Origin of the sequence: Bacillus sp. 37MA, from assembly GCF_000372765.1 — a bacterium.
GTDB lineage: Bacteria > Bacillota > Bacilli > Bacillales > Domibacillaceae > Domibacillus > Domibacillus aminovorans.
The window spans coordinates 1,829,634-1,854,197 of sequence record NZ_KB889752.1; the positions used below are offsets into that span (position 1 = coordinate 1,829,634).

The 24,564-nt window shown below is 44.0% G+C and carries 32 protein-coding genes; 5 read left to right on the forward strand and 27 right to left on the reverse strand.

Translation table 11 applies throughout. The annotated features are described in order from the left end of the window. Nucleotides 1-26 precede the first annotated feature (26 nt). Nucleotides 27-662 carry a hypothetical protein gene (locus A3M5_RS0110235; protein ID WP_018393672.1) on the forward strand — a complete coding sequence of 212 codons (636 nt, stop codon included), beginning with the start codon at nucleotides 27-29 and terminating at the stop codon, nucleotides 660-662. Nucleotides 663-699: 37 nt separating this feature from the next. On the opposite strand, the gene A3M5_RS0110240 is transcribed toward A3M5_RS0110235, so the two are convergent. Then, nucleotides 700-1,134: a hypothetical protein gene (locus A3M5_RS0110240; RefSeq protein WP_018393673.1), complete on the reverse strand. Its 435-nt coding sequence runs from the start codon at nucleotides 1,132-1,134 to the stop codon at nucleotides 700-702. A 457-nt stretch (nucleotides 1,135-1,591) separates the two neighbouring features. Here A3M5_RS0110240 and A3M5_RS0110245 point away from each other — a divergent pair, with 457 nt between their 5' ends. Continuing rightward, a complete protein-coding gene (locus A3M5_RS0110245; RefSeq protein ID WP_018393674.1) occupies nucleotides 1,592-2,329 on the forward strand; it encodes a YwqG family protein in 738 nt (245 codons plus the stop codon). Nucleotides 2,330-2,470: 141 nt separating this feature from the next. Here A3M5_RS0110245 and A3M5_RS22830 read toward each other — a convergent pair whose 3' ends face one another. Further along, nucleotides 2,471-3,685 (reverse strand): polysaccharide deacetylase family protein, encoded by a 1,215-nt coding sequence (locus A3M5_RS22830; RefSeq protein WP_018393675.1) that lies wholly within the window; start codon nucleotides 3,683-3,685, stop codon nucleotides 2,471-2,473. Between the two features lie 195 nt (nucleotides 3,686-3,880). Here A3M5_RS22830 and A3M5_RS0110255 point away from each other — a divergent pair, with 195 nt between their 5' ends. Next, nucleotides 3,881-5,251 (forward strand): MATE family efflux transporter, encoded by a 1,371-nt coding sequence (locus tag A3M5_RS0110255; RefSeq protein ID WP_502685412.1) that lies wholly within the window; start codon nucleotides 3,881-3,883, stop codon nucleotides 5,249-5,251. Between the two features lie 149 nt (nucleotides 5,252-5,400). On the opposite strand, the gene A3M5_RS0110260 is transcribed toward A3M5_RS0110255, so the two are convergent. The 4 genes from A3M5_RS0110260 to yoyC form a co-directional block, all read right to left on the reverse strand. Further along, a complete protein-coding gene (locus tag A3M5_RS0110260) occupies nucleotides 5,401-5,841 on the reverse strand; it encodes a nuclease-related domain-containing protein (protein WP_018393677.1) in 441 nt (146 codons plus the stop codon). Nucleotides 5,842-6,011: 170 nt separating this feature from the next. After that, complete coding sequence (locus A3M5_RS0110270; RefSeq protein ID WP_018393679.1) at nucleotides 6,012-6,782, reverse strand: SDR family oxidoreductase; 771 nt, start codon at nucleotides 6,780-6,782, stop codon at nucleotides 6,012-6,014. Nucleotides 6,783-6,880: 98 nt separating this feature from the next. Continuing rightward, on the reverse strand, nucleotides 6,881-7,216 hold the full coding sequence (locus A3M5_RS0110275) for a rhodanese-like domain-containing protein (protein ID WP_018393680.1): 336 nt from the start codon (nucleotides 7,214-7,216) through the stop codon (nucleotides 6,881-6,883). A 56-nt stretch (nucleotides 7,217-7,272) separates the two neighbouring features. Then, nucleotides 7,273-7,515, reverse strand: coding sequence for a protein YoyC (gene yoyC / locus A3M5_RS0110280; protein WP_018393681.1), 243 nt, complete (start codon nucleotides 7,513-7,515; stop codon nucleotides 7,273-7,275). 148 nt (nucleotides 7,516-7,663) lie between these two features. Here yoyC and A3M5_RS0110285 point away from each other — a divergent pair, with 148 nt between their 5' ends. Beyond that, nucleotides 7,664-7,948: a hypothetical protein gene (locus tag A3M5_RS0110285; protein WP_018393682.1), complete on the forward strand. Its 285-nt coding sequence runs from the start codon at nucleotides 7,664-7,666 to the stop codon at nucleotides 7,946-7,948. Between the two features lie 137 nt (nucleotides 7,949-8,085). Here the strand turns inward: A3M5_RS0110285 and A3M5_RS0110290 are convergent, their stop codons facing one another. The 9 genes from A3M5_RS0110290 to A3M5_RS0110330 form a co-directional block, all read right to left on the reverse strand. Further along, nucleotides 8,086-9,534 carry a lmo1851 family serine protease gene (locus tag A3M5_RS0110290; protein ID WP_018393683.1) on the reverse strand — a complete coding sequence of 483 codons (1,449 nt, stop codon included), beginning with the start codon at nucleotides 9,532-9,534 and terminating at the stop codon, nucleotides 8,086-8,088. A gap of 132 nt (nucleotides 9,535-9,666) precedes the next feature. After that, nucleotides 9,667-10,446, reverse strand: coding sequence for a M15 family metallopeptidase (locus A3M5_RS0110295; RefSeq protein WP_018393684.1), 780 nt, complete (start codon nucleotides 10,444-10,446; stop codon nucleotides 9,667-9,669). Next, nucleotides 10,443-11,150 carry a purine-nucleoside phosphorylase gene (gene deoD, locus A3M5_RS0110300; RefSeq protein ID WP_018393685.1) on the reverse strand — a complete coding sequence of 236 codons (708 nt, stop codon included), beginning with the start codon at nucleotides 11,148-11,150 and terminating at the stop codon, nucleotides 10,443-10,445. Before deoD ends, A3M5_RS0110295 begins: the two co-directional genes overlap by 4 nt. A 67-nt stretch (nucleotides 11,151-11,217) precedes the next feature. Beyond that, nucleotides 11,218-11,979, reverse strand: coding sequence for a sporulation protein (locus A3M5_RS0110305; RefSeq protein WP_018393686.1), 762 nt, complete (start codon nucleotides 11,977-11,979; stop codon nucleotides 11,218-11,220). Between the two features lie 59 nt (nucleotides 11,980-12,038). After that, the gene (locus tag A3M5_RS0110310) at nucleotides 12,039-12,266 is read right to left on the reverse strand and encodes a YozE family protein (protein WP_018393687.1); all 228 of its coding nucleotides are present in this window, start codon (nucleotides 12,264-12,266) and stop codon (nucleotides 12,039-12,041) included. A gap of 27 nt (nucleotides 12,267-12,293) precedes the next feature. Then, the gene (gene msrB / locus A3M5_RS0110315; RefSeq protein ID WP_018393688.1) at nucleotides 12,294-12,719 is read right to left on the reverse strand and encodes a peptide-methionine (R)-S-oxide reductase MsrB; all 426 of its coding nucleotides are present in this window, start codon (nucleotides 12,717-12,719) and stop codon (nucleotides 12,294-12,296) included. Then, on the reverse strand, nucleotides 12,716-13,240 hold the full coding sequence (gene msrA, locus A3M5_RS0110320; RefSeq protein WP_018393689.1) for a peptide-methionine (S)-S-oxide reductase MsrA: 525 nt from the start codon (nucleotides 13,238-13,240) through the stop codon (nucleotides 12,716-12,718). The genes msrB and msrA overlap by 4 nt, the downstream gene beginning before the upstream one ends. An 11-nt stretch (nucleotides 13,241-13,251) precedes the next feature. Further along, nucleotides 13,252-13,830, reverse strand: coding sequence for a YpmS family protein (locus A3M5_RS0110325; RefSeq protein ID WP_018393690.1), 579 nt, complete (start codon nucleotides 13,828-13,830; stop codon nucleotides 13,252-13,254). Further along, entirely contained in the window at nucleotides 13,827-14,594 is a 768-nt protein-coding gene (locus A3M5_RS0110330; RefSeq protein WP_227431858.1) for an SGNH/GDSL hydrolase family protein, read from the reverse strand. Before A3M5_RS0110330 ends, A3M5_RS0110325 begins: the two co-directional genes overlap by 4 nt. A gap of 135 nt (nucleotides 14,595-14,729) precedes the next feature. Here A3M5_RS0110330 and A3M5_RS0110335 point away from each other — a divergent pair, with 135 nt between their 5' ends. Continuing rightward, nucleotides 14,730-15,218, forward strand: a complete 489-nt coding sequence (locus A3M5_RS0110335) for a PCYCGC motif-containing (lipo)protein (protein ID WP_018393692.1) — start codon at nucleotides 14,730-14,732, stop codon at nucleotides 15,216-15,218. A gap of 115 nt (nucleotides 15,219-15,333) precedes the next feature. On the opposite strand, the gene A3M5_RS0110340 is transcribed toward A3M5_RS0110335, so the two are convergent. The 12 genes from A3M5_RS0110340 to A3M5_RS0110395 all read right to left on the reverse strand — a co-directional run bounded on the left by A3M5_RS0110340 (nucleotide 15,334) and on the right by A3M5_RS0110395 (nucleotide 24,558). Next, entirely contained in the window at nucleotides 15,334-16,182 is an 849-nt protein-coding gene (locus tag A3M5_RS0110340; RefSeq protein ID WP_018393693.1) for a DegV family protein, read from the reverse strand. 120 nt (nucleotides 16,183-16,302) lie between these two features. Next, on the reverse strand, nucleotides 16,303-17,088 hold the full coding sequence (locus A3M5_RS0110345; RefSeq protein WP_415874113.1) for an ABC transporter ATP-binding protein: 786 nt from the start codon (nucleotides 17,086-17,088) through the stop codon (nucleotides 16,303-16,305). Nucleotide 17,089: 1 nt separating this feature from the next. Continuing rightward, nucleotides 17,090-18,016, reverse strand: coding sequence for an ABC transporter permease (locus tag A3M5_RS0110350; RefSeq protein WP_018393695.1), 927 nt, complete (start codon nucleotides 18,014-18,016; stop codon nucleotides 17,090-17,092). A gap of 52 nt (nucleotides 18,017-18,068) precedes the next feature. Beyond that, nucleotides 18,069-19,049: an ABC transporter substrate-binding protein gene (locus tag A3M5_RS0110355; protein WP_026221671.1), complete on the reverse strand. Its 981-nt coding sequence runs from the start codon at nucleotides 19,047-19,049 to the stop codon at nucleotides 18,069-18,071. Between the two features lie 291 nt (nucleotides 19,050-19,340). After that, nucleotides 19,341-19,829, reverse strand: coding sequence for a dihydrofolate reductase (locus tag A3M5_RS0110360; RefSeq protein WP_068981743.1), 489 nt, complete (start codon nucleotides 19,827-19,829; stop codon nucleotides 19,341-19,343). Between the two features lie 12 nt (nucleotides 19,830-19,841). Further along, on the reverse strand, nucleotides 19,842-20,795 hold the full coding sequence (locus tag A3M5_RS0110365) for a thymidylate synthase (RefSeq protein ID WP_018393698.1): 954 nt from the start codon (nucleotides 20,793-20,795) through the stop codon (nucleotides 19,842-19,844). Next, nucleotides 20,788-21,573, reverse strand: coding sequence for a class I SAM-dependent methyltransferase (locus A3M5_RS0110370; protein ID WP_018393699.1), 786 nt, complete (start codon nucleotides 21,571-21,573; stop codon nucleotides 20,788-20,790). The genes A3M5_RS0110365 and A3M5_RS0110370 overlap by 8 nt, the downstream gene beginning before the upstream one ends. After that, a complete protein-coding gene (locus A3M5_RS0110375) occupies nucleotides 21,570-22,001 on the reverse strand; it encodes a BrxA/BrxB family bacilliredoxin (RefSeq protein ID WP_018393700.1) in 432 nt (143 codons plus the stop codon). The genes A3M5_RS0110370 and A3M5_RS0110375 overlap by 4 nt, the downstream gene beginning before the upstream one ends. Before the next feature lie 19 nt (nucleotides 22,002-22,020). Next, a complete protein-coding gene (locus A3M5_RS0110380; RefSeq protein ID WP_018393701.1) occupies nucleotides 22,021-23,145 on the reverse strand; it encodes a conserved virulence factor C family protein in 1,125 nt (374 codons plus the stop codon). Between the two features lie 49 nt (nucleotides 23,146-23,194). Beyond that, on the reverse strand, nucleotides 23,195-23,614 hold the full coding sequence (gene mntR, locus A3M5_RS0110385) for a transcriptional regulator MntR (protein WP_018393702.1): 420 nt from the start codon (nucleotides 23,612-23,614) through the stop codon (nucleotides 23,195-23,197). Nucleotides 23,615-23,704: 90 nt separating this feature from the next. Next, entirely contained in the window at nucleotides 23,705-23,881 is a 177-nt protein-coding gene (locus A3M5_RS24050; RefSeq protein ID WP_018393703.1) for a zinc-finger domain-containing protein, read from the reverse strand. A 20-nt stretch (nucleotides 23,882-23,901) separates the two neighbouring features. Continuing rightward, nucleotides 23,902-24,558 carry a reverse transcriptase-like protein gene (locus A3M5_RS0110395; RefSeq protein WP_018393704.1) on the reverse strand — a complete coding sequence of 219 codons (657 nt, stop codon included), beginning with the start codon at nucleotides 24,556-24,558 and terminating at the stop codon, nucleotides 23,902-23,904. Nucleotides 24,559-24,564: the final 6 nt, after the last annotated feature.

Consider the following 24,564-nt stretch of genomic DNA (forward strand, 5'->3'; position numbering starts at 1 on the left):
ATCCTTTTTAAAAGGAGTGGGTGCTGGTGAAATGGAGACCGTTTTTATTTGCGGTTGTTGTGCTTGCGGCTGGCTGTGGGGATGAAGTTGTTCAGGTGCCTGCGCCGGTTGAGAAACCAGTAATCGAAAAAGAAACAAATGTTCCTTTAAAAGTGAATCTTTCATCTTATTTCTTGAAAGATGGTCAAATAGCCCATTTTGTGGGCGAAGGGAATGAGTTTGCGTCGTATACGGCGCGGACGGTATGGCATGATGATCGTCATGTGACGGTGTATGAAGATAATGGCGGGACGGTGATGACGCGGACGTTTCGTGTAAAGGATGAGCGGATTGTCGTCGTGCGCGAGGAAGGCGAGCAATATGAGGATTATGTGCCTTCTGATGGAGAGCTTGAAAGCCTCAAGCCACTGTATACGTACTTGCAGCTGCCGCTTGAAGTGGGACAGTCGTTTGACGGCTGGACAGTGATCGATGATTCGTCTCCCCTCGAGACCCCGCTTCAAACGTTTGATCACGCTGTTGTTTTGGAAAAAATCAGTGAAGACGGGTCAATCGTACGCAGCTATTTCGCTGAAGGCTTCGGTGAAGTGAAGCGTGAGTTTATGATGGACGATTTTATCGTATCATCGATGATCGAACAAATAGAAGAACCGGCGCGTTGACCATATGTCCTGCGCCGGCTTCCCGTTTCGATCCTCTTTAGACAGAACTTCCATATGTGGAGTTGCGAAGGATGCCGCGCCCGACTAAATAGATTGCCGCTGTAATAGTGATGAGGATGAACGTATTCATCGCTGCATCTGTCCAAGTATATGGAGCTTCTTGTGTATAGACTGCTTTTTGAAATTGTCCGGGGGCTGTTTCGACTGCGATGGCGATATCCGTCGGGAGACCGATAATATCCACGTAAGCGGTGCCGACTGGATAAACGTTAGAAGCATCACCTGAATAATCGCCAGTCATCTTCTCCGTTTCCCGATTCACTTCACCGATTTGTGAGCCGACATTGATCACTTCTTCTTCCGTTACTTCATATACATTGCCGTCGTGTACGACAAAAGGATAGGACCAACTAAGCGATTGAGCTGGCGAAGCAAACGTAATCAACAAGACAATCAATATCCATCTTTTCATGACTGCACCTCAATTAATCAGATTTTTCATCCTTCAAGCTTACTATATGGACAAAAACACTTAACGTTATCTTCATGTTAGCATGGATGAACCATTTTTGTAAGCGATTACATCATTTGAACGGATCGAGTGACAGCATGTGCGGGCCTGCTTACTCAGCTTGTGCGCTGGTTACTCACTTTCTGTGACCATTTCACGCTTGCTCCGCTCCCCTGTAATTATCAGATTTTTCCGAATAAAATAATCTTTTCGCTTGCTATGTACACGAAAATACGGTATAGTACAAGTGTTCGACAAAATAATTTTCTTTCATGGTGGTCGAAATGAATACACTGTTGAAACAAGTAATATAGATATCAGGATAACGTTTATCTCTTTACGATATCATGGAAAGTCTTCTCTTAATATCTTAATATCCTGTCTAAATGAGATAATAAAAGATAAAGGAGTAGTTGCGATGAGTGAACGATTGCATCAGTTGATTACAGAATATGATCTTGAACATGTACGAGCTGATATTTTAGGTGCTGTTTACGAATGTGTCTCAATTTCAAGTGTAGCGGCAGAAACGCTTCCGTGCGGTGCATCAAAATTCGGCGGCGTGGCGGATTTACCGGCTGAGACAGCGTATCCTTCGTTTAATGGCACGCCACTTTCGTTTATCGGACAGATTAACTTAACCGAAGTGTCTGCGCTCCATTTGAAGAACAACCCCTTGCCGATGTCCGGCATGCTGTCTTTTTTTTATTATGATGGTGATGAGGAAGCAGTATACGGCGAACCCGAGCAGAAAGATGGATGGCGTGTCCTGTACACGGATGATACGAGCGGCATGAGCGCCCAGGGAGCGGTATCTTATCCGGAGCGTCGCATGCTTTTTAAGAAAGCAGAAAAGCTCGAGTTCCGTTATTTTGAGCAGGATGCGGATGATGAAAGGTTTGAGAAATTAATGGATCAGCTGTATGAGCAGCTCGATCATCAACTGCTCGGAGTACCCGTGTCCATACAAGGCGAAGTATTTGCAGAAGTGGCCGAACATATAGATAGCAAGCCTGTCCTTCTGTTTCAGGTTGACACAGACGATGACCTCGACATGATGTGGGGTGACATGGGCATGCTTTATTATGTGATTGGAGCGCATGACTTGGCATCAAAGCGCTTTGAGAAAACGTGGTTTAGTATGCAATGTTATTAATTTATCAATCATTTAATGGACTTACGTAGCTTCTTCGACTATAAAAAATCAGGGCAGACAGGCCTACTGTCTGCCCTGATTTTTTAATTGCGCTTAAATGATTTTCCAACAAAAAGCCGCACGCGCAAGGCGGCAGCTTTGTTAATAGACTCCTTCAAGTTTAGCAGCGAAATCTTCGATTGTGTGGCGCGGGGCAACACCTTGGCGCTTCAGCAAATACAGATCGTCGTCCAGTTTAACGTTGCCCGTTTCTGTTGTAAACGCCATCGTAATACCAGTGTCACGCGCAGCTTGAATAGCTTGTGGGCTAAATTGACCCCATGGATACGCTAAATACTTAATGTGCGCGGAATCTCCATCATAAATGCGACCAATTCGTTCTCCGGCAGCAAGGAAATCGTTTTTAATCTCCTCATACGTTTTCGTTTGTAAATACGGCAGGCCGCCGACTGGTTCACGCAAATGCATACCGAGTGTATGATTCTGATAATCATACACGTCGCCCGTTACAGCCGCTTCATCGAATCCAACATATTGCAGCGTATTTTCATCCCATGGTCTGCTCTTTTGATTAAGATGGCCACCGATTAAAAACTGCGTTGCTTTCATGCCGTATTCTTTTAAGATCGGGTATGCATATTTCAATGTCGACATGTTTCCATCATCAAATGTGATGACCACTGCTTTACCAACCATATTTTTCTCATGACGTAAATAGCTTTCTAGCTCCTGCAGCGTAATCGTCCGGTAGCCTTTTTGCTTTAAATAATCCATCTGCTTTTGAAATTCAGCCACTTTGATGACCATCGAATTATTATAAAAGACTGTGTTTTCCGGGTTTTCAACCATATGGTGATACATTAAAACAGGGATGCCGTTATCTTCTTCTACCGACTGCTGATGAATATAACCTTCTTGTCCACCGACGTTCACCGTATACCAAGCACCCGTTTTACCGGTAACCGGGAAACGGACATTTCGATTCAAAATGGCCATCGGTTCGCGGTCTGTACCTATACTATTAAAAATAACTTGCTGTTTTTTCGTAATGATCGTATCTTCTGCTTCTGTTTCAGTGGGCGCTGATGACGCGGTCACTGTCCCTCCATCTAGACTGATCGTTACCTTGCTGTTGCCAAATTCCACTTCGCGTGTACCGTTTGCTGCCGCATACACTCCACCTTTCATTAACGCACCGATCCACACTTGCTGATTGTTAATCGTTTCATAAACAGGCATTGTCTCATGAAGCTTCACCTGATCAGCCGACGCCTGCGTTTCCATCATGAAAAATCCTGCTATGCATAACGACGCAATCGCGCCAAAAATCCGTTTCTTTTTCTCCCTCTCGTTCACATTAAAACTCCTCTGTATTTTTCTGTTATAGGGTCTATTGTACCAGTTTTTTTCTAAAATAGATGTGACGATATTTCAAAATGATCCAAAATAAGTAGATTTTACATCTATTTTTTCACGTTATCTTCATTTTCTTTTCATTCTTTTTTACTAAACTAGGATGTTAATTATGGTATACTACTAGATTGTGAGGAGATGAAGAGCTTGATTGAAGCAATGACAACACGCGCAAAAGTGCGTCAGCTTTTATATATTTTAGTCCCTATTTTAATTACACAGCTAGCGATGTTTTCGATGACGTTTTTTGACACGATTATGTCGGGGCGCTATAGCGCAGATGATCTTGCCGGTGTAGCAGTTGGTTCGTCCCTCTGGGTGCCGGTTTATACAGGACTTTCCGGCATTTTAATGTCGATCACGCCCATTGTCGGCCATTTAATTGGCGGCGGTCAGCTGAAAAAAGTAGCATTCTCGGTGATGCAGGGCATTTATGTATCGCTCTTTATTGCGGGAGTAACTTATGCTCTAGGTCTTTTATTATTGATGCCGATCATGAACACCATGAATCTAGAGGAAAATGTTCGGCGCATTGCAATAGAGTATGTGATTGGCCTTTCATTCGGAATTATTCCGCTCTTTTTAACAGCGGTTCTGCGCGGTTTTATAGATGCACTTGGTATGACGCGCACATCGATGATCATTATGTTAATGTCGTTGCCGCTTAATATTTTCTTTAACTATGTATTGATTTACGGAAAATGGGGATTCCCTGAACTTGGCGGTGTCGGGTCTGGCTACGCGTCTGCAATTACTTACTGGCTTATTTTCTTTTTATTCGCCTGGATTGTTCACCGGCGTGCACCTTTCCGGGCATACCGGTTATTTTCTGCACTGCCCCGCCCCTCGTTTGCCAAATGGAAAGAAATTTTGTCATTAGGACTGCCGATCGGTTTATCGCTCTTTGTTGAAACGAGCATTTTTTCGGCTGTCACGCTGCTCATGAGCGAATACAATACACAAGTCATTGCCGCCCATCAAGCTGCACTCAATTTTGCTACATTGACGTATATGATTCCAATGAGCGTGTCCATGGCGCTCACGATTGTAGTTGGATTTGAAGCAGGTGCTCGCCGGTGGGCCGACGCCCAGCGTTATAGTTCCATTGCCGTCATCATGGCAGTCAGCATCTCATTGCTATGTACAGCAGGCATTTTCTTTTTCCGTGAGCAAGTTGCCTACTTGTACTCGACCGACACAGAAGTACTGGAATTAACAGCCGGATTTTTGCTGTTTGCGGCGTTGTTCCAGCTATCCGATGCGATCCAAGCACCTGTACAAGGTGCACTGCGCGGATATAAAGATGTAAACGTCACCTTTCTTATGACAATAATCAGCTACTGGATCATTGGGCTCCCGCTCGGCTGGCTGCTCGCCCGATTTACGGAATGGGGGCCATACGGCTACTGGATCGGATTGATTACCGGACTAACGTGTGGCGCCATCACATTGTCTATTCGATTGAAACTTTTTCAAAAAAGAAAAGCATCACTCTCCGCCGTGGAGTGATGCTTTTCTTTTTGAAATTCTGTTATTTCTGATCACTTCACTTCTTTTTTAACCATTCAATGTTAGACGTCTGATCATCGAACGCATATCGCAGTTTAAGCAAGCGATTCCTTTTTGCATATGAGAATCTTGAATCGAAAATTCTTTCATTACATTTGTATGCAACGGCTTGTGTTCTTTCTTGAACACAGTACCCAATCGGGAAAGTTCGTCGGATTGTAGATGGATATATAGTTTATTTTCGCAGGAATTTCTGAAGGATATAAAAGAAGATTACTTATTTTTTCATCAGGCGGATCGATCGAGTAGTTTTTCGTTTCAAAAATAAGTGCAAATTGTTTTGTCGCAACAAACGTATCCATTTCAAATAAAGACCCCGTATCCGCTCGCAATCGTAAATCATGCACAACTTTTGTATCCAACTGCAGTGATTCTTTCACATAAAAACCCACGTTTAATTCGCCTTGTAGCCCTGCGTGCGAAAGCTCCGGTCGAATTTCTAGCAATGCCGGATGTTGTTCTGGCACCCGCCCAAGCAACACCTCCACCTTTTCAACATAATCCGGCTTTTCTCGCTGCTTAACGATCACGTTATCCGTCCTATTTTCGTTTCACTTTGTACATTCGACCATGTTTCCGATCGCTCTTCCGCATTTCTGACCTTTCAGCCACGTTTCTGACCACTCGTCCTCTTTTCCGACCTCTTCACCTACTCCTTTATAAAAACCCTTCCTAATAGAAAAGGACGCAAGGAACCATTTCATTTGCGGAAATGTTTTCCTAGTACATCCTGTCCACCTGTAACCGGAATGATCGCGCCTGTAATAAATGACGACTCCTCTGATACTAAAAATGCCACAACGCGCGCGATATCTTCGCCTGTGCCCGGCCGGCCAACAGGGACATGAGTGGAGTGAACACCAAGTGCATCGATCATCTTCTTTTCTTTCCAGCTGCCTGTAATGTCGCCTGGGCACACCATGTTCGCCGTTACACCGCTCGCCGCTTCTTCCGCTGCAATCGTTTTCGTCAATGACGCTAAGCCTGTTTTTGCCGCCGCATATGCAGAACGGTCTATCCAGCCTGGCGCAGTGTCCACTCGATCAAAGCCGAACGTAATAATGCGGCCCCAGCCATTTTCTTTCATCGATGGCAATAATAATTTCGTTAAATAAAAGACAGCTGTCATATTGCCGTTCATAAGCATAGTCCACTCATCCCATGAATACTCCGCCATCGTCTTTCGTTCATGTATGTATGGACCGGCATTATGAACCACTATATCCGCACCGCCAAATTCCCGCAGTACGAATGATGCGATATGCTCACAGTCTTCCTTTGATGATACATCACCGCCAACCGCCGCTGCTACAACGCCGAACGTAGCTGATAGTTCGCTTGCAAACTGCTCTGCTTGCTCTCGGTCTGAACGGTAGTTGATAACGACTCTGCAGCCCGCCGCTGCAAGCGATTCTGCTGTTTTTCGTCCTATTCCTTTTGATCCACCTGTAATAAGTGCCGTTTTTATCATATGTACCCCGTTCCCCCTTTAAAACAAACCCTCTTCTCCTTATGTTAATCAGAGCCCGAGCTGAATGCAACTTTAAAAGCCGGCACGAGGGCACCGGCTTAACATGCTTTACCCATGCAAATGAATCCTTTTACATGAATACCATATTTTTTCAACAAACGCACCGCAAAATTACGTTCCACTGCTGTCGTTGCGGCAATGTATACTTCCTGTCCACCGTATTCACCGGCACGGCGTGAAATGTAACCGCATGGAATATGTACGGCACCAATGAGTGGGACATGATTCGCTTCCTGCCAGTCGCGTACATCAATAACCGGATGACCGTCTGCTTCCTCAGGAGAAATGCGTTTCACATTTACCGGCCAGTACCGCTTATATCCAATCAGCATAGTAACTGCGAGTACCATTGCTGCAATGGTGAAAAAATACATTTTTCATTCCTCCTTCCATTTCTATTTGTATCTTATACAGGCGAAGGTATATGTGTTTACTCTTTTTGTTTCAATTGCTCAAAACAGTGTATGTATGCATCGATGAGCTGCACCTTTTCTGCATCCGAAAGATCCGACTCATTTACCCGCCGTACCGATTCGAAAAACTTAACCTCTACCTTTTTCTGGAGTCTTGGGTGAGTGAGTTTATCAAGCAATTCATTTTCCATCGCTTCATCCATATCGTCAAATGTCCGGCCTTTCCAAATTCGTACGTACGATTTGTGCCATTTCGCCACAAAACCCCTCCTTTTGCCCCGATTCTCTCAGATAGACGTTTCCCTTTATCATTTTATGACGAAATTAGTCTTTTGAAAAGGTGCAAACGTTAGTTCTTATAGTATACTGTAGCTATATGAAAGTTGAAAGTAGGAGATTTTATGGGGGTTGGCCAGCTGCCTGATCAATCTTAATGCATACACCGTTCTAAATAATGTTAACGAAACGGCTCTCATTGCCGATGCGAACTTGGACATCGTCTGGATGAATGACACCGCCGGACAGATGGTGCATATATATGGACTCCAATATGCTGAAGAAGCAATTGGAAAATCACTTGCTTTTTTTCAATTACACGATGAAACAAATAATCACCTGTTGAATGGGCTTCATAACGGAGATTGCGACACCTCAATTGAAAATCTGGGACTAGATTGTAGCGATTCCGATTAGCGGGCTGCTAACGGATGACCGTGCTGAAAAATTAAAAGAAGACGTACTGTTTATCGCACTGAAAGAAAAGGCCGATTACATTTTATTTAATGCCTCCGCCAAAAAAAGCTGTTCCGGCATAAGCCGGATCAGCTTTTTCATTGTTTCACTTTCGCTTTCACGGATTCAACCGCTTTGTTTAGCTGTGTATCATTTTCTTGCAGCTTGAGGCGCAGTTCTTCCATTAACTTCGTCGTCGCCGCACCGGTTAAAATACCGTTTGATTCGATGTCTGATTCTGCCTGAAATTCTTCAACGGCGCTTTCTGTACTTTCATCAAAGTAGCCATCCACTTTACCTGGATCATAGCCCAGTACGCTCAACATTTGTTCAGCTGTTTTTACTTCGTCGGATAATGTTTCCATTTTCAACTCAGATTCTGGATTAATGTACGAAAGGCTCGCATAATCCGGGAGCTTGACCGCTGTATCCGGTTCAATGCCTTTTTCATGGATCCACGTACCATTTGGTGTCAGCCATTTCGCCGTCGTTAATTTCAAATTGGATTCATCACTGAAATCTTCAGCAGACTGAACAGTTCCTTTCCCGAACGATTTTTCACCGATCAATGCGATACCAGCTGACTCATGTAGCGCAGCTGCTAAAATTTCAGACGCACTCGCACTTCCACTGTCAATTAAGACTACGGTTGGAAGCGTGATTTTATTGCCACCTTCTGCTTTATACGCCTGCACCTTGCCATCGTTGCTTTCAATTTGTACAATATTTTTCCCTTCCGGTACGAAGAAATTAGCCATTTTAATCGCTTGATCAAGCAGACCGCCTGGATTTTGACGAAGATCAAGGACGATGCCTTTCATCCCTTTCTTGTCCATATCTGCAAGCGCCGTGTTTAATTCTTCGGCTGTATGTTCAGAAAAACTAGTAATTTGAATGTGTGCAATTTTGTTTTCATCTAGTTCGGCATAGACCGTTTCAATTGGAATTTCATCGCGGACGATGATCATTTCCTGCGTTTTGTCTGACCCATTACGCTTTACTTCAAGTGTCACTTTTGTGCCTTTTTCACCGCGTATTAACAGAACTGCTTCAGACGCACTCATTCCTTGAATGCTTTTACCATCGACAGACATAACCATATCGTTCGGCTTCAATCCAGCTTTTTCTGCAGGTGACCCTTTGATCGGTGAGACGATCATAATAAAGCCATCCTGCTCTTGAATTTCTGCGCCAATTCCTTCAAACGAGCTGGACACGCCTTCATGGAACTGTGAGGCTTCTTCTTTGTTCATGTAATCTGAATACGGATCTTCAAGTGCATCAATCATCCCGTTAATCGCGCCATTCACGAGTGCATCTTGATCAACCGCTTTGTAATAGCCGCTTTCAATTTTGTCATACGCTTCGTACAATTTATTAAACTCTGCCCGCGCAGGTGCACCGACTTCGACCGCTTTCTCATCACCTAAAGCGAGCGTAATAGTTGTCACCGCAGCTGTCACGAACACGAGTGCAAAAACAATCATAATAAATTGAAATCGTTTTATCTTAATATAATGACCCTGTTCTGGTTTTTCCTCTTCCATGCTGTCCCCCGCCTTCTACTCTTTGTACATTGATTTATTCATTCTATCAGTTTTTATCGTTATTTGAAAACAAAAACCTCACCTCGTTAACGACAAGGTTCATTTCACTGTGAATAATGAAAAAACCGGCGATTATTCCGCCGGTTTTACATTGTCAAAATATTCTTCGAGCGTCCATTCATTTTCCTTTATCTCAGCCGCCGCTTTCTTGCCAACATATCGGAAATGCCACGGCTCGTATACATAGCGTGTAATGTCTTCTTTTCCTTTTGGATAGCGCAAAATAAATCCATATTCATGCGCATGTTCTTTCAGCCACTGGCCTTCTTCAGTCGATTCAAAGTCTTGATTCAACTCAAAGCCGTTGCTTTCTGATGAAATATCCATGGCAAGACCCGATTGGTGTTCACTCATACCGGGTGGTGCAATCGATTCAAGTGCTTTTGCTTCATTACTTGCCGCCGCTCCAGCCGCTAAAATTTCTTGTTGGCGATCATATGAGCGGTAGCCTGATACAGCAAACAAAAACAAACCATTTTCTTTCGCCCCTACAAATAATTCCTCAAGTGCACCAGCAGCTTCTTTCCTCATATAACTTTTCTCAATGTCTTGATCGCCAAATGAATACGTTACATTCGGGCGAACAAGATCAGGCGGTGTGTATTCGGATGGAAAGGCAAACTCTTTATTGACAAGTACCAACGTGTTTTCCGGATTTTGAATAACTTGAATGCCTTCGATCTCTTCCACCTCATTAAAATAAGATGCGTCCAAAACAGGGCCTTTTTCTTCTGCTGCCGGCTCTTTTGCCGGTGCAGTTGTTTCTTCTTTCTCCTTGACAGGTTCTTCCGCTGACGAACAGGCGCCAAGCAGTACAGATCCTGTCATCAGCCATGCAGCTATTTTTTTCATTTCGATTGAACCGCCGTTTCTAATGCCACTTCGATCATTTCGTTAAACGTCGTCTGACGTTCGTCTGATGACGTTTCTTCGCCCGTGATAATATGATCACTGACCGTTAGAACAGACAGTGCACGGCAGCCATGTTTCGCAGCTAGCGTATAAAGTGCCGCCGTTTCCATTTCAATAGCTAGAATGCCGTACTGCGCCCATTTCTCATGATCTGCATGGTCATTGTAAAATTGATCTGCTGTAAAAACATTTCCGACTTTTAAGGACAATCCTTTTTCTGTTCCCGCATCAAACGCCCGCTTAAGCAGTTCCCAGTTTGCTGTCGGTGCATAGTCAATGCCATTAAACGTCTGACGGTTCATGCTTGAATCTGTTGATGACGTCATTGCCAAAATGACATCGCGAACATTCACGTCTTTTTGAATCGCGCCGCACGTGCCGACACGGATCAAATTTTGCACATGATAGCTTTGCATCAACTCATTAATATAAATCGAAATGGACGGCACACCCATGCCCGTTCCTTGTACTGACACTTTTTCCCCTTTATACGTGCCTGTAAAACCGAGCATACCGCGCACTTCGTTATAGCAGAACGGATTTTCTAAAAATGTTTCAGCTATATATTTTGCGCGAAGCGGATCACCTGGAAGCAAAACCGTTTCCGCAATATCGCCTGCCTTTGCGCTAATGTGTACACTCATATATATTCCTCCAATTCGGCCAATATCCATCCATTATTTTATGCCATTTTTATTCATCCTGCAACCATCAGCAAAAGCGGCTGATCGTTGCGTTCAATTTGGATTCAAGCGAATTAAGATCACTCTTGCTAACGCGAAGATGGACATTCGTTTCATCCATTCCCATCGCTTCAGACAAGAATCCACCGAGGCCGCGCGCACGCTTGTCCACTTGAAGAAGTATAGTCGCTTCATTGACAGATTGCTCCAAAAACGTCACTTCAAGCTCATCCAGTTTCCCTTTATACGTCCCGCTCACCGGCACAAACTCAAACTCCTGCACGAATGGATACTTTTGGCCGCGCACATGCTGACACTCTACTTCACGCAAACGGAAACCGAGTGTCCGAACGGCATCAAGTACTGCTTCACCAATCGGTGTCGCCCTTACTTCGATGTAATCTTTATCACCAGGATCAACCGCCTGCTTAATATCAAGCCCTGTCTCCACCCATACACGCGTTTTTCCTTGTGTAATCGGCGTGTCATACGGCAATTCCAATTCAAGCGGAATTTCACGCGTTTCACCCGCGCCAATCGTAAACGGCTCATTCAATTTACGCTTCAAAACCGCCGCCTGATCTGTCACCTTTTTATCATCTGTTTCACGCACATATGTCGCGTACACCGTCAAATAAATCGAATCAATATGCTGTTCAACATTGCCGCCTTTTACCCAGACCACGCCGCGCATTAGTTGCCCCGCCGTATAAGCCGATTTCTCAAGCTTCGTATCTACCTGCGCATTTCCTATTCCAATACTTGCTAGCACTTTATTAAATAAAGCCATCATGAATCGCTCCTTTTATTCGTTTTGATTCCATTTACGTACGATCCCCAAAATAAGTTTCAAACCATTAATTCATCCTGTTCGTATTTTTCCCACGCTGTATCAAATACCGACATTGAAGGCAAATAATCAACATCCATTTCTAAATAACGGCTCAATGTATCGTACTCATCTGCACCTTTTGGAAATGAATGATCCGCAAAGGCCTCATTTGCAAAGGCAGCGATCTCGTCACGCGGCGTTTCTTCTCGATATTTCATTAAATAGTGATAAAACGATTTATGCATATTCTTCTTTCCTCCAAAAAAAAGACCTTAAAAAAGGTCTTTAAATTCCCCGTATCCTTCTTTATCCAAATCTTCTTTCCGGATGAAACGAAGCGACGCCGAATTAATGCAGTAACGTAAACCCCCAGCCTCACGCGGGCCGTCTGGAAAAACATGGCCTAAATGGGCATTCGCTGTTTTGCTTCGTACTTCTGTTCGGATCATGCCATGTGTAATGTCTCGTTTTTCTACCATTTCAACGGCTTCTATCGGCTTCGTGAAGCTCGGCCATCCACAGCCGGCGTCATATTTGTCTTTCGATGAAAATAACGGCTTTCCGGAGATGATATCGACATAAATACCGTCCGCGAACTCATTCCAGAATTCATTATGAAAGGGTGGTTCTGTACCGTTTTCTTGTGTGACGTTATATTGCATTGGTGTTAATGTTTGTTTCAATTTTTCTTTATTCATTTAATGGCCCCCCAGTTTGATTGAATAAATCCAGCACGTCCGGATCTTGCTTGATACGCTTCATAATGAAGCCGATTTTTCCTGTAATATTGCTGATGATACTCTTCCGCTTCAAAGAAACGTTCTGCAGGTAAAATTTGAACAGCTATCGGACGATTGAAGCGCCCGCTTGCATCAAGTGATTGCTTTGACTTTTCTGCCAGTACTTTTTGTTGATCTGTTGTGTAGAAAATGGCGGGCATGTACGAACGGCCTCTATCATAAAACTGACCGCCGCCGTCTGTCGGATCGATTTGCATCCAGTACACATCGAGCAGTTTTTCGTATGAGAACATATCTGGGTCAAACGTAATTTCGACTGCTTCCACGTGACCGGTTGTGTCTGAGCATACTTCTTCGTACGTCGGATTTTCGGTGTGACCAGCTGTGTATCCTGAGATCACAGATTGAATGCCGGGCTGCTCGTCAAATGGTTTGACCATGCACCAGAAACAGCCGCCAGCGAATATTGCTTTTTCCATTGTTCATTCTCCTATTGTGCTGCCCCTTCAGGGAGTAGTACAGCGAATTTAATATCATCTTTTTCTAAATTAAATGCCTCTACTTTTACTCTCATACCATTATCAAGTTCCATATCGCCAAGTGACACATAAATTAGTTCTTCATTTGGCACGACGCGCACCCAGTCCGGGAACGCACCGGCGTTTTCTGCTGTTTTCAGCACGTATGAAGCGGGTACGTCAAGCAAACCGACACGCAGTCCACTTTGGCGAAGCATGATATTACCGTCTTCCTGTGCTTCTGGTTCAAACGTCATATGGTAATCAATATCAGTCGCAAAGACCGGAATCGACCCGTACAGTTCGACTTCATTGCCTATATAGACGTCATAATCAAATGGCGCACTGTCAGCTTCTTTTTGTAAATAGTACGACACAAACTTATTTAATTCAGCTTTTGTTGCTGTAACATGAAACGCGATTTCACCTTCCGTCTCTGTCATGGCCGGTTTTCCTGCATCTGATGGCATTAAAAGCATGATCAAAATGAATCCGATTGCCGCCATGACCATGAAGAGCAATAGAAAAAAGGCCACTTTCCATTTTCTCAATGGGATCCCTCATTCGTAAAAACCATTTTCTGATTCGTTAATTGCTCCAATTCCTCACCTTTGATTGTATCAAAAATACGGTCTGCTATTTGTTTATACCCAAGATCGTTCGGATGAAACTGATCCTCGAAAAATAATTCGGCACTGCCTTTTGAAAAAATATTTTCGATGCTGACAAATGTCGTCCGGTCAAATCGTGCTGCTGCCAATTTGCCCGTTTCATTCCACGAGCGGATAATTTCCTCATCATCTTCTGTTTCGACAAATATTTTGCCGAATGGATTATAAATACCGACGAGCACAATGCCTACGTCTTCATTTTGTTTCCGTATTTCCGCTAAAATGGCACGTATTCGTTTCCCGTATCCTGTCTCTTCCTCCTCAAAATTATCGATCGTCAAATGGGACCAATTCTCTTTTACCACTTTGACGACATCATTGCCCCCGATCGTGATCATCACGATATCTGCTGCCTTAATATCTGCTTTCATTTCATCTGTTTGAACCTGTTTAAGTAATTGATCAGTCCGATTTCCTTTTTTACCATAATTCGTAAAAACAGCGTCTTTGATTTCATGAAGTGATTCGAGCTTTGTTTCTAAATAAGGGACGTAACCACCACTGCCCGTGCTGTCGCCCACACCTTCCGTAAGCGAATCACCAACAGATACTATTTTTACATTTTGTGGAACAGGTGCTATGGTTTCTTCCACTGTATTCCCACATCCCGCCATACTTGCAACTAGGAAGAGACCCGCCATCATTCGCTTCAATGCGGTCACCTCATTCTTCTTTGTGAAATCGTATCACGTTCCCCGTCAGGTTGAAAGTGATATGTTTTCAATATATGATTATAGCATGCCGTACATTATTTCTTTTAATGAAAGGAGCTTTAACGATTGAAAAAATCATTATGTGCGATCCTATTAACGATAACGATTCCATTTGCAGCTGCCTGTGGAAATGACGAGGTACATGACAATCACGAAGGACATACACAGATAGCACCTAATGGCGATTTGCAAGAAGCAACCGCTTCTATCACCGACTTGCCGGCTTTTTTAGACGATAAAGACGAAAATATGCGGGCCATTTATTTAGCCGCTGCTAAACATGCAGATGTAATCAAACAAATGCCATGCTACTGCGGCTGCGGTGAATCAGCCGGCCACACGAGCAACTTAAACTGCTTCATCGCTGATGTGAATGACGATGAAGTTGTGTGGGACGACCATGGCACACGATGCGGTGTCTGTCTTGAAATCGCAGCAACAACAGCCGTCATGACCGAAGAAGGCAAATCTGTTGATACAATTCGCACATGGATCGACAACACATACAGCGAAGGCTACGCCGAACCAACTCCAACGCCTCTTCCAGGCGCCTAACCGGATCACACTTTGCGTGATCCGGTTTTTCTGCTCGCTCATCCACATTTCCGGCCACTCACTGCATCTTCCGAGTCGAAAAAGCACCGGACATCATTCGTCCGGTGTATCCATCTTACTTCGCCCAATACATAATGCCTACAGCTCCGGGGCCCGCATGTGCGGAAATGATTGGTGTTGTGATGCAAATGTCGATATCCTTAAATCCAGTTGCTTCCGTTATCTTTGTACGTAAGTTTTGCGAAAACTTAAAGCTATTGTGGCCCGCGTGAACGATCGAAAAACGAACAAGGTCGCGCCCTTTTACTTCTTCACTAATTTGATCAACTAAAAATGTAATCGCTTTTGCGTGAGAACGCACTTTCGTTACAGGTAACAGCTCACCAACATCGAGGTTCGCAATTGGTTTAATATTGAGCAATGAACCGATAAATCCCTGTGCTTTGCCGATTCGGCCGCCCTTTATTAAATTTTCAAGTGTATCGATCATAATATATAATTTCGTCTCTGAACGTACTTCATCGAGCCGCTTCACAATTTCTTCTACCGTATGACCGGAATCTGCCATACGTGCCGCTTCTAAAACCTGATAGGACTGTGCTTTTGATATATAGCGTGAGTCAATAACGGTCACATCTGATTTCGACATTTCTGCTGCTTGTTTTGCCGATTGATACGTGCCGCTCATGCTACCTGTCATATGAATAGAAATGATTTGACTGCCATCCTGTCCGAGCTTATCATACACTTCTAAAAAACGCCCAACTGGCGGCTGTGATGTTTTTGGCATCTCTTTCGTATGCGCCATTTTCTCTAAAAATTCTGCCGGTGAAAGGTCCACATTGTCTAAATAGGTTTGACCTTCTACCAAGACAGTCAGCGGTACTATCACAATGTTGAACGGAGTCAATTCGTCACTCGTCATATCAAGTGCTGAATCTGTGACAATTTTAATTTTACCCATCTTATATCCCTTCTTTCTCACCCTTTCAAATGCTTCTTCGTTCATATTACTATTCTTTATCCATTCTTCCTATCGTATTAACATGTTTACACAAAAAAGAAGAAGACCTAGGTCTTCCTCTTATGATAATAGCGATCGATCGCTCAGCCCGCCTCCGCCTTTAATTTTCTGAAATTCTGCCAGCAATTTTTCTATCGTTAATTCCTGTTTTTCCTGCTCATCCGCCTCAAATATGATCTGTCCTTTGTCCATCATAATCAAGCGGTTGCCAAGGTCAAGTGCTTGCTGCATATTGTGCGTCACCATGAGCGTCGTCAACCCGAGTGTGCTGACAATTTCTTTCGTCAAATTTGTGATCAACTCAGCACGAGCCGGATCAAGCGCCGCCGTATGTTCATCCAGCAACAAAATTTTCGGATCCGTAAATGTCGCCATTAACAAGGACAATGCCTGCCGTTCTCCGCCCGATAGCAAGCCTACTTTCGCCTGCAAGCGATCTTCGAGGCCGAGATGCAGCATTTCGAGCTTTTCCCTGTAAAAGTCACGCCGTTTTTTCGTCACACCAAAGCCAAGTGAACGCTTTTTTGTCCGATTGTATGCAATCGCCAAATTTTCTTCAATCGTCATCGTAGGCGCAGTACCAGCCATCGGATCCTGGAATACACGTCCAATTTTCACGGCTCGTTTATGCTCAGCAAGGGACGTCATATTCCCGCCATCAATCATGACTGTCCCTACATCCGGCACTAATTTACCAGATATGATATTCATAAGCGTCGACTTTCCGGCACCATTACTGCCGATCACCGTTACAAAATCACCAGGCCGCATAGATAAATCGACTTTATTGAGTGCAATTTTTTCATCCGGTGTCCCTTCATAAAACACTTTAAAAATTCGAGTCATTTCAAGCAACAGGGCCACCTCCATCTCCGTTCAACTGTACCAGCCGTTTTTTCTTCCGGGCGGCTGCTTTTCGTTTATCGAGTACTTTCGGCATAATGAGTGCAATAATGACGATAATAGCTGTAATCAGTTTCATATCGCCTGTATCTAAAAATTCGATGCGGAGTGCCAGCGTCACAATAATACGGTACAAAATCGCACCGATGACAACAGCCAGTGTCGCACGAGCAATAGTTGAATTGCCAATGACTGCTTCCCCAATAATAACGGAAGCAAGCCCGATGACAATCATTCCGATCCCCATCCCGACATCACTGAATCCATTATATTGCGCGACTAATGCGCCAGAAAAGGCGACGAGCGCATTTGACAAACCGAGGCCAAGCACTTTCATCCAGCCTGTGTTCGCTGAAAAGCTGCGGACCATGCCTTCGTTGTCTCCAACTGCGCGCAAGCTTAATCCAACTTCTGTTTTTAAAAATAAGTCCGACACAAATTTAATGATGAGTGTCACAACGAGCATAAAGAAGAAAATGCTCCATTCTGACGTAAACCATGATTCAATTTTCGTTATCACCGTTTCTTCTGCTAAAAGCGGCACATTCGGTTTCCCCATTATGCGCAAATTAATAGAATAAAGAGCAATCATCATTAAAATCCCAGAAAGAAGGGGGTTAATCCCGCCTTTCGTATGCAAAAGGCCTGTCATACATCCTGCTAAAAAACCAGCAAAAAGAGCAGCTATCGTGGCGATAAAGGGATCGTATCCGTTCACGATCATAATCGATGCGACCGCCCCACCTGTAACGAAACTGCCGTCGACTGTCAAATCGGGAAAATCAAGCACGCGGAATGACAAGTACACGCCGAGTGCCATAATCGCATAAATGACGCCGGACTCTACGGCGCCAAACATGGCTGTCATCATAAAAAATCCTCCTCACGAAAAGAGCGCCTATTATGAAAGGCGCACTTTTTCGTTATTTCACAAGCTCAGCTTCTGCTTTCCATTCTTCTTTAATCTCAATATTCATTTCTTTTGCGGCTGTTTCATTAATGACAAGTTTCAAATTTTGTGGCGGTAAAACCGGCAAGTCGCCTGCTTTTTTCTCACCTTTTAAAATTTGAGCAGCCATTTTCCCTGCTTCTATGCCAATGTCTTCGTAATCAAATCCATATGCTGCAAATCCACCGCGGGCAACGGAATCCTTCTCTCCCACAAACAGTGGCAAATCTTCTTTGTTCGCAACCTGAACGACAGATTCAAGTGCTGAAACGACTGTGTTATCTGTAAAAATGTAGAACATATCCACTTTGCCAATTAATGATTCTGTCGCCTGTTTTACTTCAGATGATGTGGACACTGTGACCGGTACCATTTTCAAACCGTTATCCGTCAATACTTTTTCAACCGCTTCAGCCTGGGCAACAGAGTTTTGTTCACCGGCATTATAAATGACGCCGACATTTTTGCCCTCAAACTGCTCAGCCATAAACTTCACCGTATTGGTGATCGCATCCGGATGTAAATCAATCGTTCCTGTTACATTGCCACCTGGTTTTTCCGTATCTTTAACGAGACCTGCCGCAACCGGATCGGTGACCGATGTAAACACGATTGGAATGTCTTTCGTTGCATTTAATGCAGCTGTCGCACTCGGTGTCGAGTTCGCGAAAATTAAATCAACGTCATCGCTCACAAAGTTGTTCGCAATGGTTTGGTTATTATTTTGATCACCCTGTGCGGTTTGCTCATTAAATTCAGCTGTGACACCTGCTTCTTCCAAGCCTTTTTTAAAGCCTTCGTAAGCTTTATCAAGCGATGGATGTTCGACAAATTGTGACACACCAATTTTATATGTTTCGCCACCTGATTCGTTCGTTTCTTCTCCACCTCCGCAGCCTGCCAGCATTAGCACGGCAGCACCCGAGATCAACCACCCTTTTGTCCACTTATTCATCAATATGCCCCCTATTCGCGCATAACCGCTTTTATGTGTAAAGTTGCTTTTATTATCGTTGAATAATAACAGAAAAGCAAGGTTTTTTAGTTCAAAAAAAAACCGGAGAAACTCCGGTTCAATCATTTTTTGCACACTTGCAGCCGTCTTCTTTAAATTGGCATCGACAAGATCATTCGACATAATCAGAGTCCATACGACAGCGCCAGTACGGGCAGATGTCCACTTTTTGAGCCCTTTGTTTTTAAATACTTTGACGCTCCCTTTAAACGAAAAAGACAACAAATCAAATCATCTGTTCACCCGTTTATACAAGCAAAATTCATAGTCATACGGATTTTTTTCATTTTTAACACCTGGTGTACAGCTTTCAATTTTAAATTCATTCCATGTAATAGCATTAAAGAATGTATCACCTTCAAACGTATGATGAATACGCGTCACATACAGCCGCTCCACGTACGGCAAAAAAGCTTGAAATACAGCCGCTCCACCCGTGACAAATACTTCCTCATTTTCCGCTTTGAGCAGGATGTCATCTACGGAATGGACGACTGTACAGCCTTCAGCTTGAAACGATGGATCGGTCGTCAAAATTATATTTTCCCGCCCCGGTAAAGGGCGGCCGATCGATTCATACGTTTTTCGCCCCATCACAATCGAAGACCCGAGCGTCGTATTCTTAAAAAATTTCAAGTCTTCCGGCAAATGCCACGGCAGACTGTTCTCTTTGCCAATAAGTCCATTTTCATCTTGCGCCCAAATAAATGAAATCATCATTCCCGCTCCTTTTTAAACCGCGACCGGTGCTTTAATGGCCGGGTGCGGATCATATCCTGTTAACGTCATATCTGATAATTCCATCTCAAACAACGATTTCCCTTTCGTTAATGAAAGTTCCGGCAGTGATTTTGGCTCACGTGCTAGCTGCGTTTTTACTTGTTCTATATGGTTCGTATAAATGTGCGCATCGCCAAGCGTATGTACAAATTCACCTACTTGAAGATCGCACTCATTTGCCATTAAATGTGTCAGCAATGCATACCCCGCAATATTAAAAGGCCCGCCAAGAAAAATGTCACACGATCTTTGATAAAGCTGGCACGATAATTTCCCATCTGCTACATAAAACTGGAACATCGTATGACACGGCGGCAAAGCCATAAATGGTACATCTTCTGGATTCCATGCTGATACGATTAATCGACGCGAATCCGGCGTTTTTTTAATCATCTTTATCACATCCGCAATCTGGTCGATCGTCTCACCCTGTGACGTTTTCCACTCACGCCACTGACGGCCATACACATCACCGAGTTCCCCGTATTTTGCCGCAAAATCGGCCTCTTTTAGAACACGTTGTTTAAACGAAGTCATTTGCTCATGATAGTCTTTCGCAAATGCTTCATCTTTCAACACACGGCGGCCAAAATCGGTCATATCAGGACCTGTATATTCCGAACTTTCCACCCACCGTTTAAACGCCCATTCATTCCAAATATTATTGTTATTTTCCAGCAAATACCGAATATTTGTATCGCCTTTTAAAAACCAGAGCATTTCAGATGCAATGAGCTTAAACGGTACACGCTTCGTCGTTAAAAGCGGAAAACCGTCCGCTAAATTAAACCGCATTTGCCGGCCAAAAACCGATATTGTCCCCGTCCCCGTCCGATCTTCTTTTTTATGTCCATTCTCTAAAATATCATGGCATAAATTTACATACTGTTGCTCACTTTTACTCATGTACGCTCCCACTTTCTATCGTGCCAAAATGAAATTTTGACGTCTTACGAATATGTTGCTCAAATTCAAATTTCGCAAACCGCTCCGAACGAAAATGATCTTTAAGCACAACGCGACACTTTGCAATCCGCTTTGCTTCTTTCACCGCATCTATCGTCAAATCTGAATACGATGCAAACGGGCGGAGCGGTGCAATACCTGTCGAGTCAATCGTTTCCTCAAACATCGGATCGAAATACACAACATCAAACGAATCATCCGGAACCGTTTGTAAATAGGTATGATAATCTGCCGCCGTCACTTGAATGTGGCGCATCGATTCCAATAATTCGTCCGGTCCTTCTGTCCAGTTTGACAATCCAGTTTCCACAATACGCGCAACAACATGATTGGCTTCAATCGACTTTACATGGCCTTTTGCACCGACAGCAAAGGAGGCCGTCATACTATCTGCAGCAGGACCCATCGTGCAGTCTAAAAACGACATGCCTGGGCGCAGTCTGCACGCATCCACAAATGCATCCGGCTCTCCATTTAAAAGCCTTTTCACCCGGAACATGGCCGATCCGGGATGAAAAAAGAACGGCGAAATGCCGTTCATGTCATGCAGCTCCATCCGCTCTTCCGTGACGAGCAAGACCGGACAGTTGTGAAAAGACGTCATTTTGGCAATTGACAGCTTGCTTCGCTCCACATAGGGGGCACCTAATAAGTTCGCTTCCGTTGCCGCACGTGTTTTCACGTCCATCCCTGCCCGCTGTGATGTTGTCACGATCACTGGCAGTGCACATCGAACGCAGCGGTTAAATGGCCGATAATCGTGCCAAGGTCCTGTCCTTCAATTTCATGACGCGGCACGAAATGAACGACCTTATTCCCATTTAACAACGCCATTGATGGTGAAGATGGCTCAAATTCAGGCATCCACGCGCGCATTGCTGCTGTCGCTTCGCGGTCTTGACCGGCAAATACTGTCACGAGACGATCAGGTGCATGCTCATTCATCGACGCCTGTACCGCTGCCGGACGGGCAAGACCTGCTGCGCAGCCACAAACAGAATTAATAACAACGAGTGTGGTTCCTTCTGCTGACTCCATAAATTCATTCACTTCTTCTTCTGTTGTCAACTCAATAAATCCTGCATTTGTCAATTCTGCACGCATCGGCACGACCATTTGCTTCATATATTCTTCGTAAGCATTCATTAAAAATTCCTCCTTCTTCTTATTGTTTACGCGATTCTGTCATTTGCTTCCACACAGAGCCTTTCGCTTCTTCGCCGCCTTCAATCCGTTCAATCGCCATCAAAATTTGCATTTTCACTTCAAATTCCGAATCGTCTGCGGCTTCTTTTAAAGCTGGCAACGCGGATTCATCGGCTGTTTCATACAAAAACATCGCCGCCCGCCAGCGGACAATTTTGCTTTTATCTTTTAATGCGTGAATCATTTCAGGTACGGCTTCGGAAAAACCAAGATCAGACAAACAGTCACCTGCTGTCCGGCGCACAGTCACGGCCGGGTCTTTCAATGCTTTGTACAAAACAGGCAAAATGCGTGTATCTTCAATCATGCCGGCATATACGACAGCTAGCCGGCGAATCGCCGCTTTTTCATCGTTTAATGCTGCGTCAAGAAGCGCCATATCCGTTAAATCTGGATCAGGCATTTGTTCTAATTGCTGATATCGTATCCGCCATTCTGACTCTGCCAGCCACTTTTTAGCTTCCGGTTTGACACCATGTTCTTTATGCTGAATAAGCGGTCCCCCACGCCCTTCTGCTTCAACAATGCGATCGATACGCTCTTTCGGATAAGCCGCCGTTACTTCTTCAAGCAATTCTGGTGCTATTTCTTCCAGTTCGCCGTAGCGAATACCAAACTCCTGCCATTTCCGTTCTAAAATGTAGTTGTCGCCGTCCTGTATCAGTTTTTGAAACGCTTCCTGACAGTAATCCGGCAGCGCCACCCGTTTTTCTCCTTCGGCTGATACTAACTTTAGCTGAATTGGAACGCCTTTGTACACTTGGATGAATGTCTCTACTTCACCGAAATGATCCAATTCTGGTCTCGCTGCTCCTGCCTCGCTATCGCCTTCCCCAAATGCCGCCCGCACTTTTGGTAAAACCTCCTGCCAGTCATACCGTCCATTTCGTTCAAGTGCAATAAAATCGGCAACGTGATACACGCCTTTAATCCCTTCGATCGTCAAAATCGCTTTAATCACATCTGGTGCATGTTCGGCTGTTTCTGGTTTGTAATTCGTACTTTTACCTGCAGCAAGTTCTTCATCCAAAATGACTTTCATCGTATTCGGGCTCGGTGTCGGTTCTATTTTTAAAATCTTCATCAAATACGCCTCCATTTTGTGAAAAAAATCCGCCCGTACTGCGGACGGATTATTCTTTATTTCGTTCGTTGATTTCTTTTAATTCTGCCATTCGCGCCGGATCTTCTTCAAAAAACTCGATTAAATCGGCAATACGGTTAATAGAATCCCAACTTAAATGATGTTCAATCCCTTCCACATCATTATAAATGTTCTCCTCTTTCACCCCCATCACCGACAAAAAACGTTCGAGCAAATCATGACGTGCGACTAAACGCTGACCTACTCTTTGTCCTTTCAGCGTCAATACGAGCCCACGATAACGCTCATACACGAGGTATTCATCTTTATCAAGCTTTTGGACCATTTTTGTTACGCTTGACGGATGAACAGAAAGTGCATCCGCAATATCTGATACACGTGCGTATCCTTTCGTATCAATCAGCAAATAAATCTGTTCTATGTAATCCTCCATACTCGGTGTCGGCATGTGGATATTCCTCCTGACATTACTCATCATTAAAAGTTTACTATATACAAGCAGTACGAACAAGGAAAAAGCCGGGATGTGTATTCCGGCTTACGACAACTTCATTCCATATTGCTTTAATTTTTCTCCTACTGAGCACTCCGTAATGCAAAATTTATGCGCCGCAGTCTTGCCTTTTTCTTTACGCAACGCAGCTTTAACGAGGCAGTCTTTGCAATACGTATTTAGCAGATCTTCTACTTCAATAAATACATCTATTCGGCTCAAGTTCACATGCCACCTTTCGATTACGTCCCGATTTCGGCGTGACTCTGTATCTCAACACCTTCAAGCGCCTGCCGGGCAAGCTGGTCAGCTTCTTTATTGTGCCTTCTATCGATTGGTTTGTAAAGCGGCTTAATTCTTAGTTTATTTAATTTTTCTTCAATGCGCACGAGCCAGCGCGCGTGATTTTCCTCATAACACGGCCATTCGCCGCTCAGCTGATTCAACACCGTCAATGAATCGCCCGAAATCGTCACCGGCTGACTGACCACACCAAGTTCTTCAAGCTTTCCTACCGCAAAAGAGAGCGCTGCATATTCCGCCTCATTATTTGATTGAAGTGCATCCAACGGTACATTTTCACGCAGACGGTATCGCTTGCCACCTTTTGAATAATAAATGGCTGTTCCAACGCCAGCACGGCTTGAATCTACATCGTAGCTGCCGTCAAACAAGACGGTGACCTTTTCTGGTTCTTCATCCAGTTTTTCGTTCAACTTTTTAAATTCCTTCAGTGTCCACTCCTGGCCTAACTCATCGACAATCGTTACTTCTTTTGTACGGCCGGTTTTCAGCAAATCGTCAGCTGTTTTCAAAACGATCTCCCGGTCAACCGGTTGGGATTCAAACATCATTTGAACACCTTTAAAGCTATATAAAAAACAAATTTTCATTTGCATAATCCA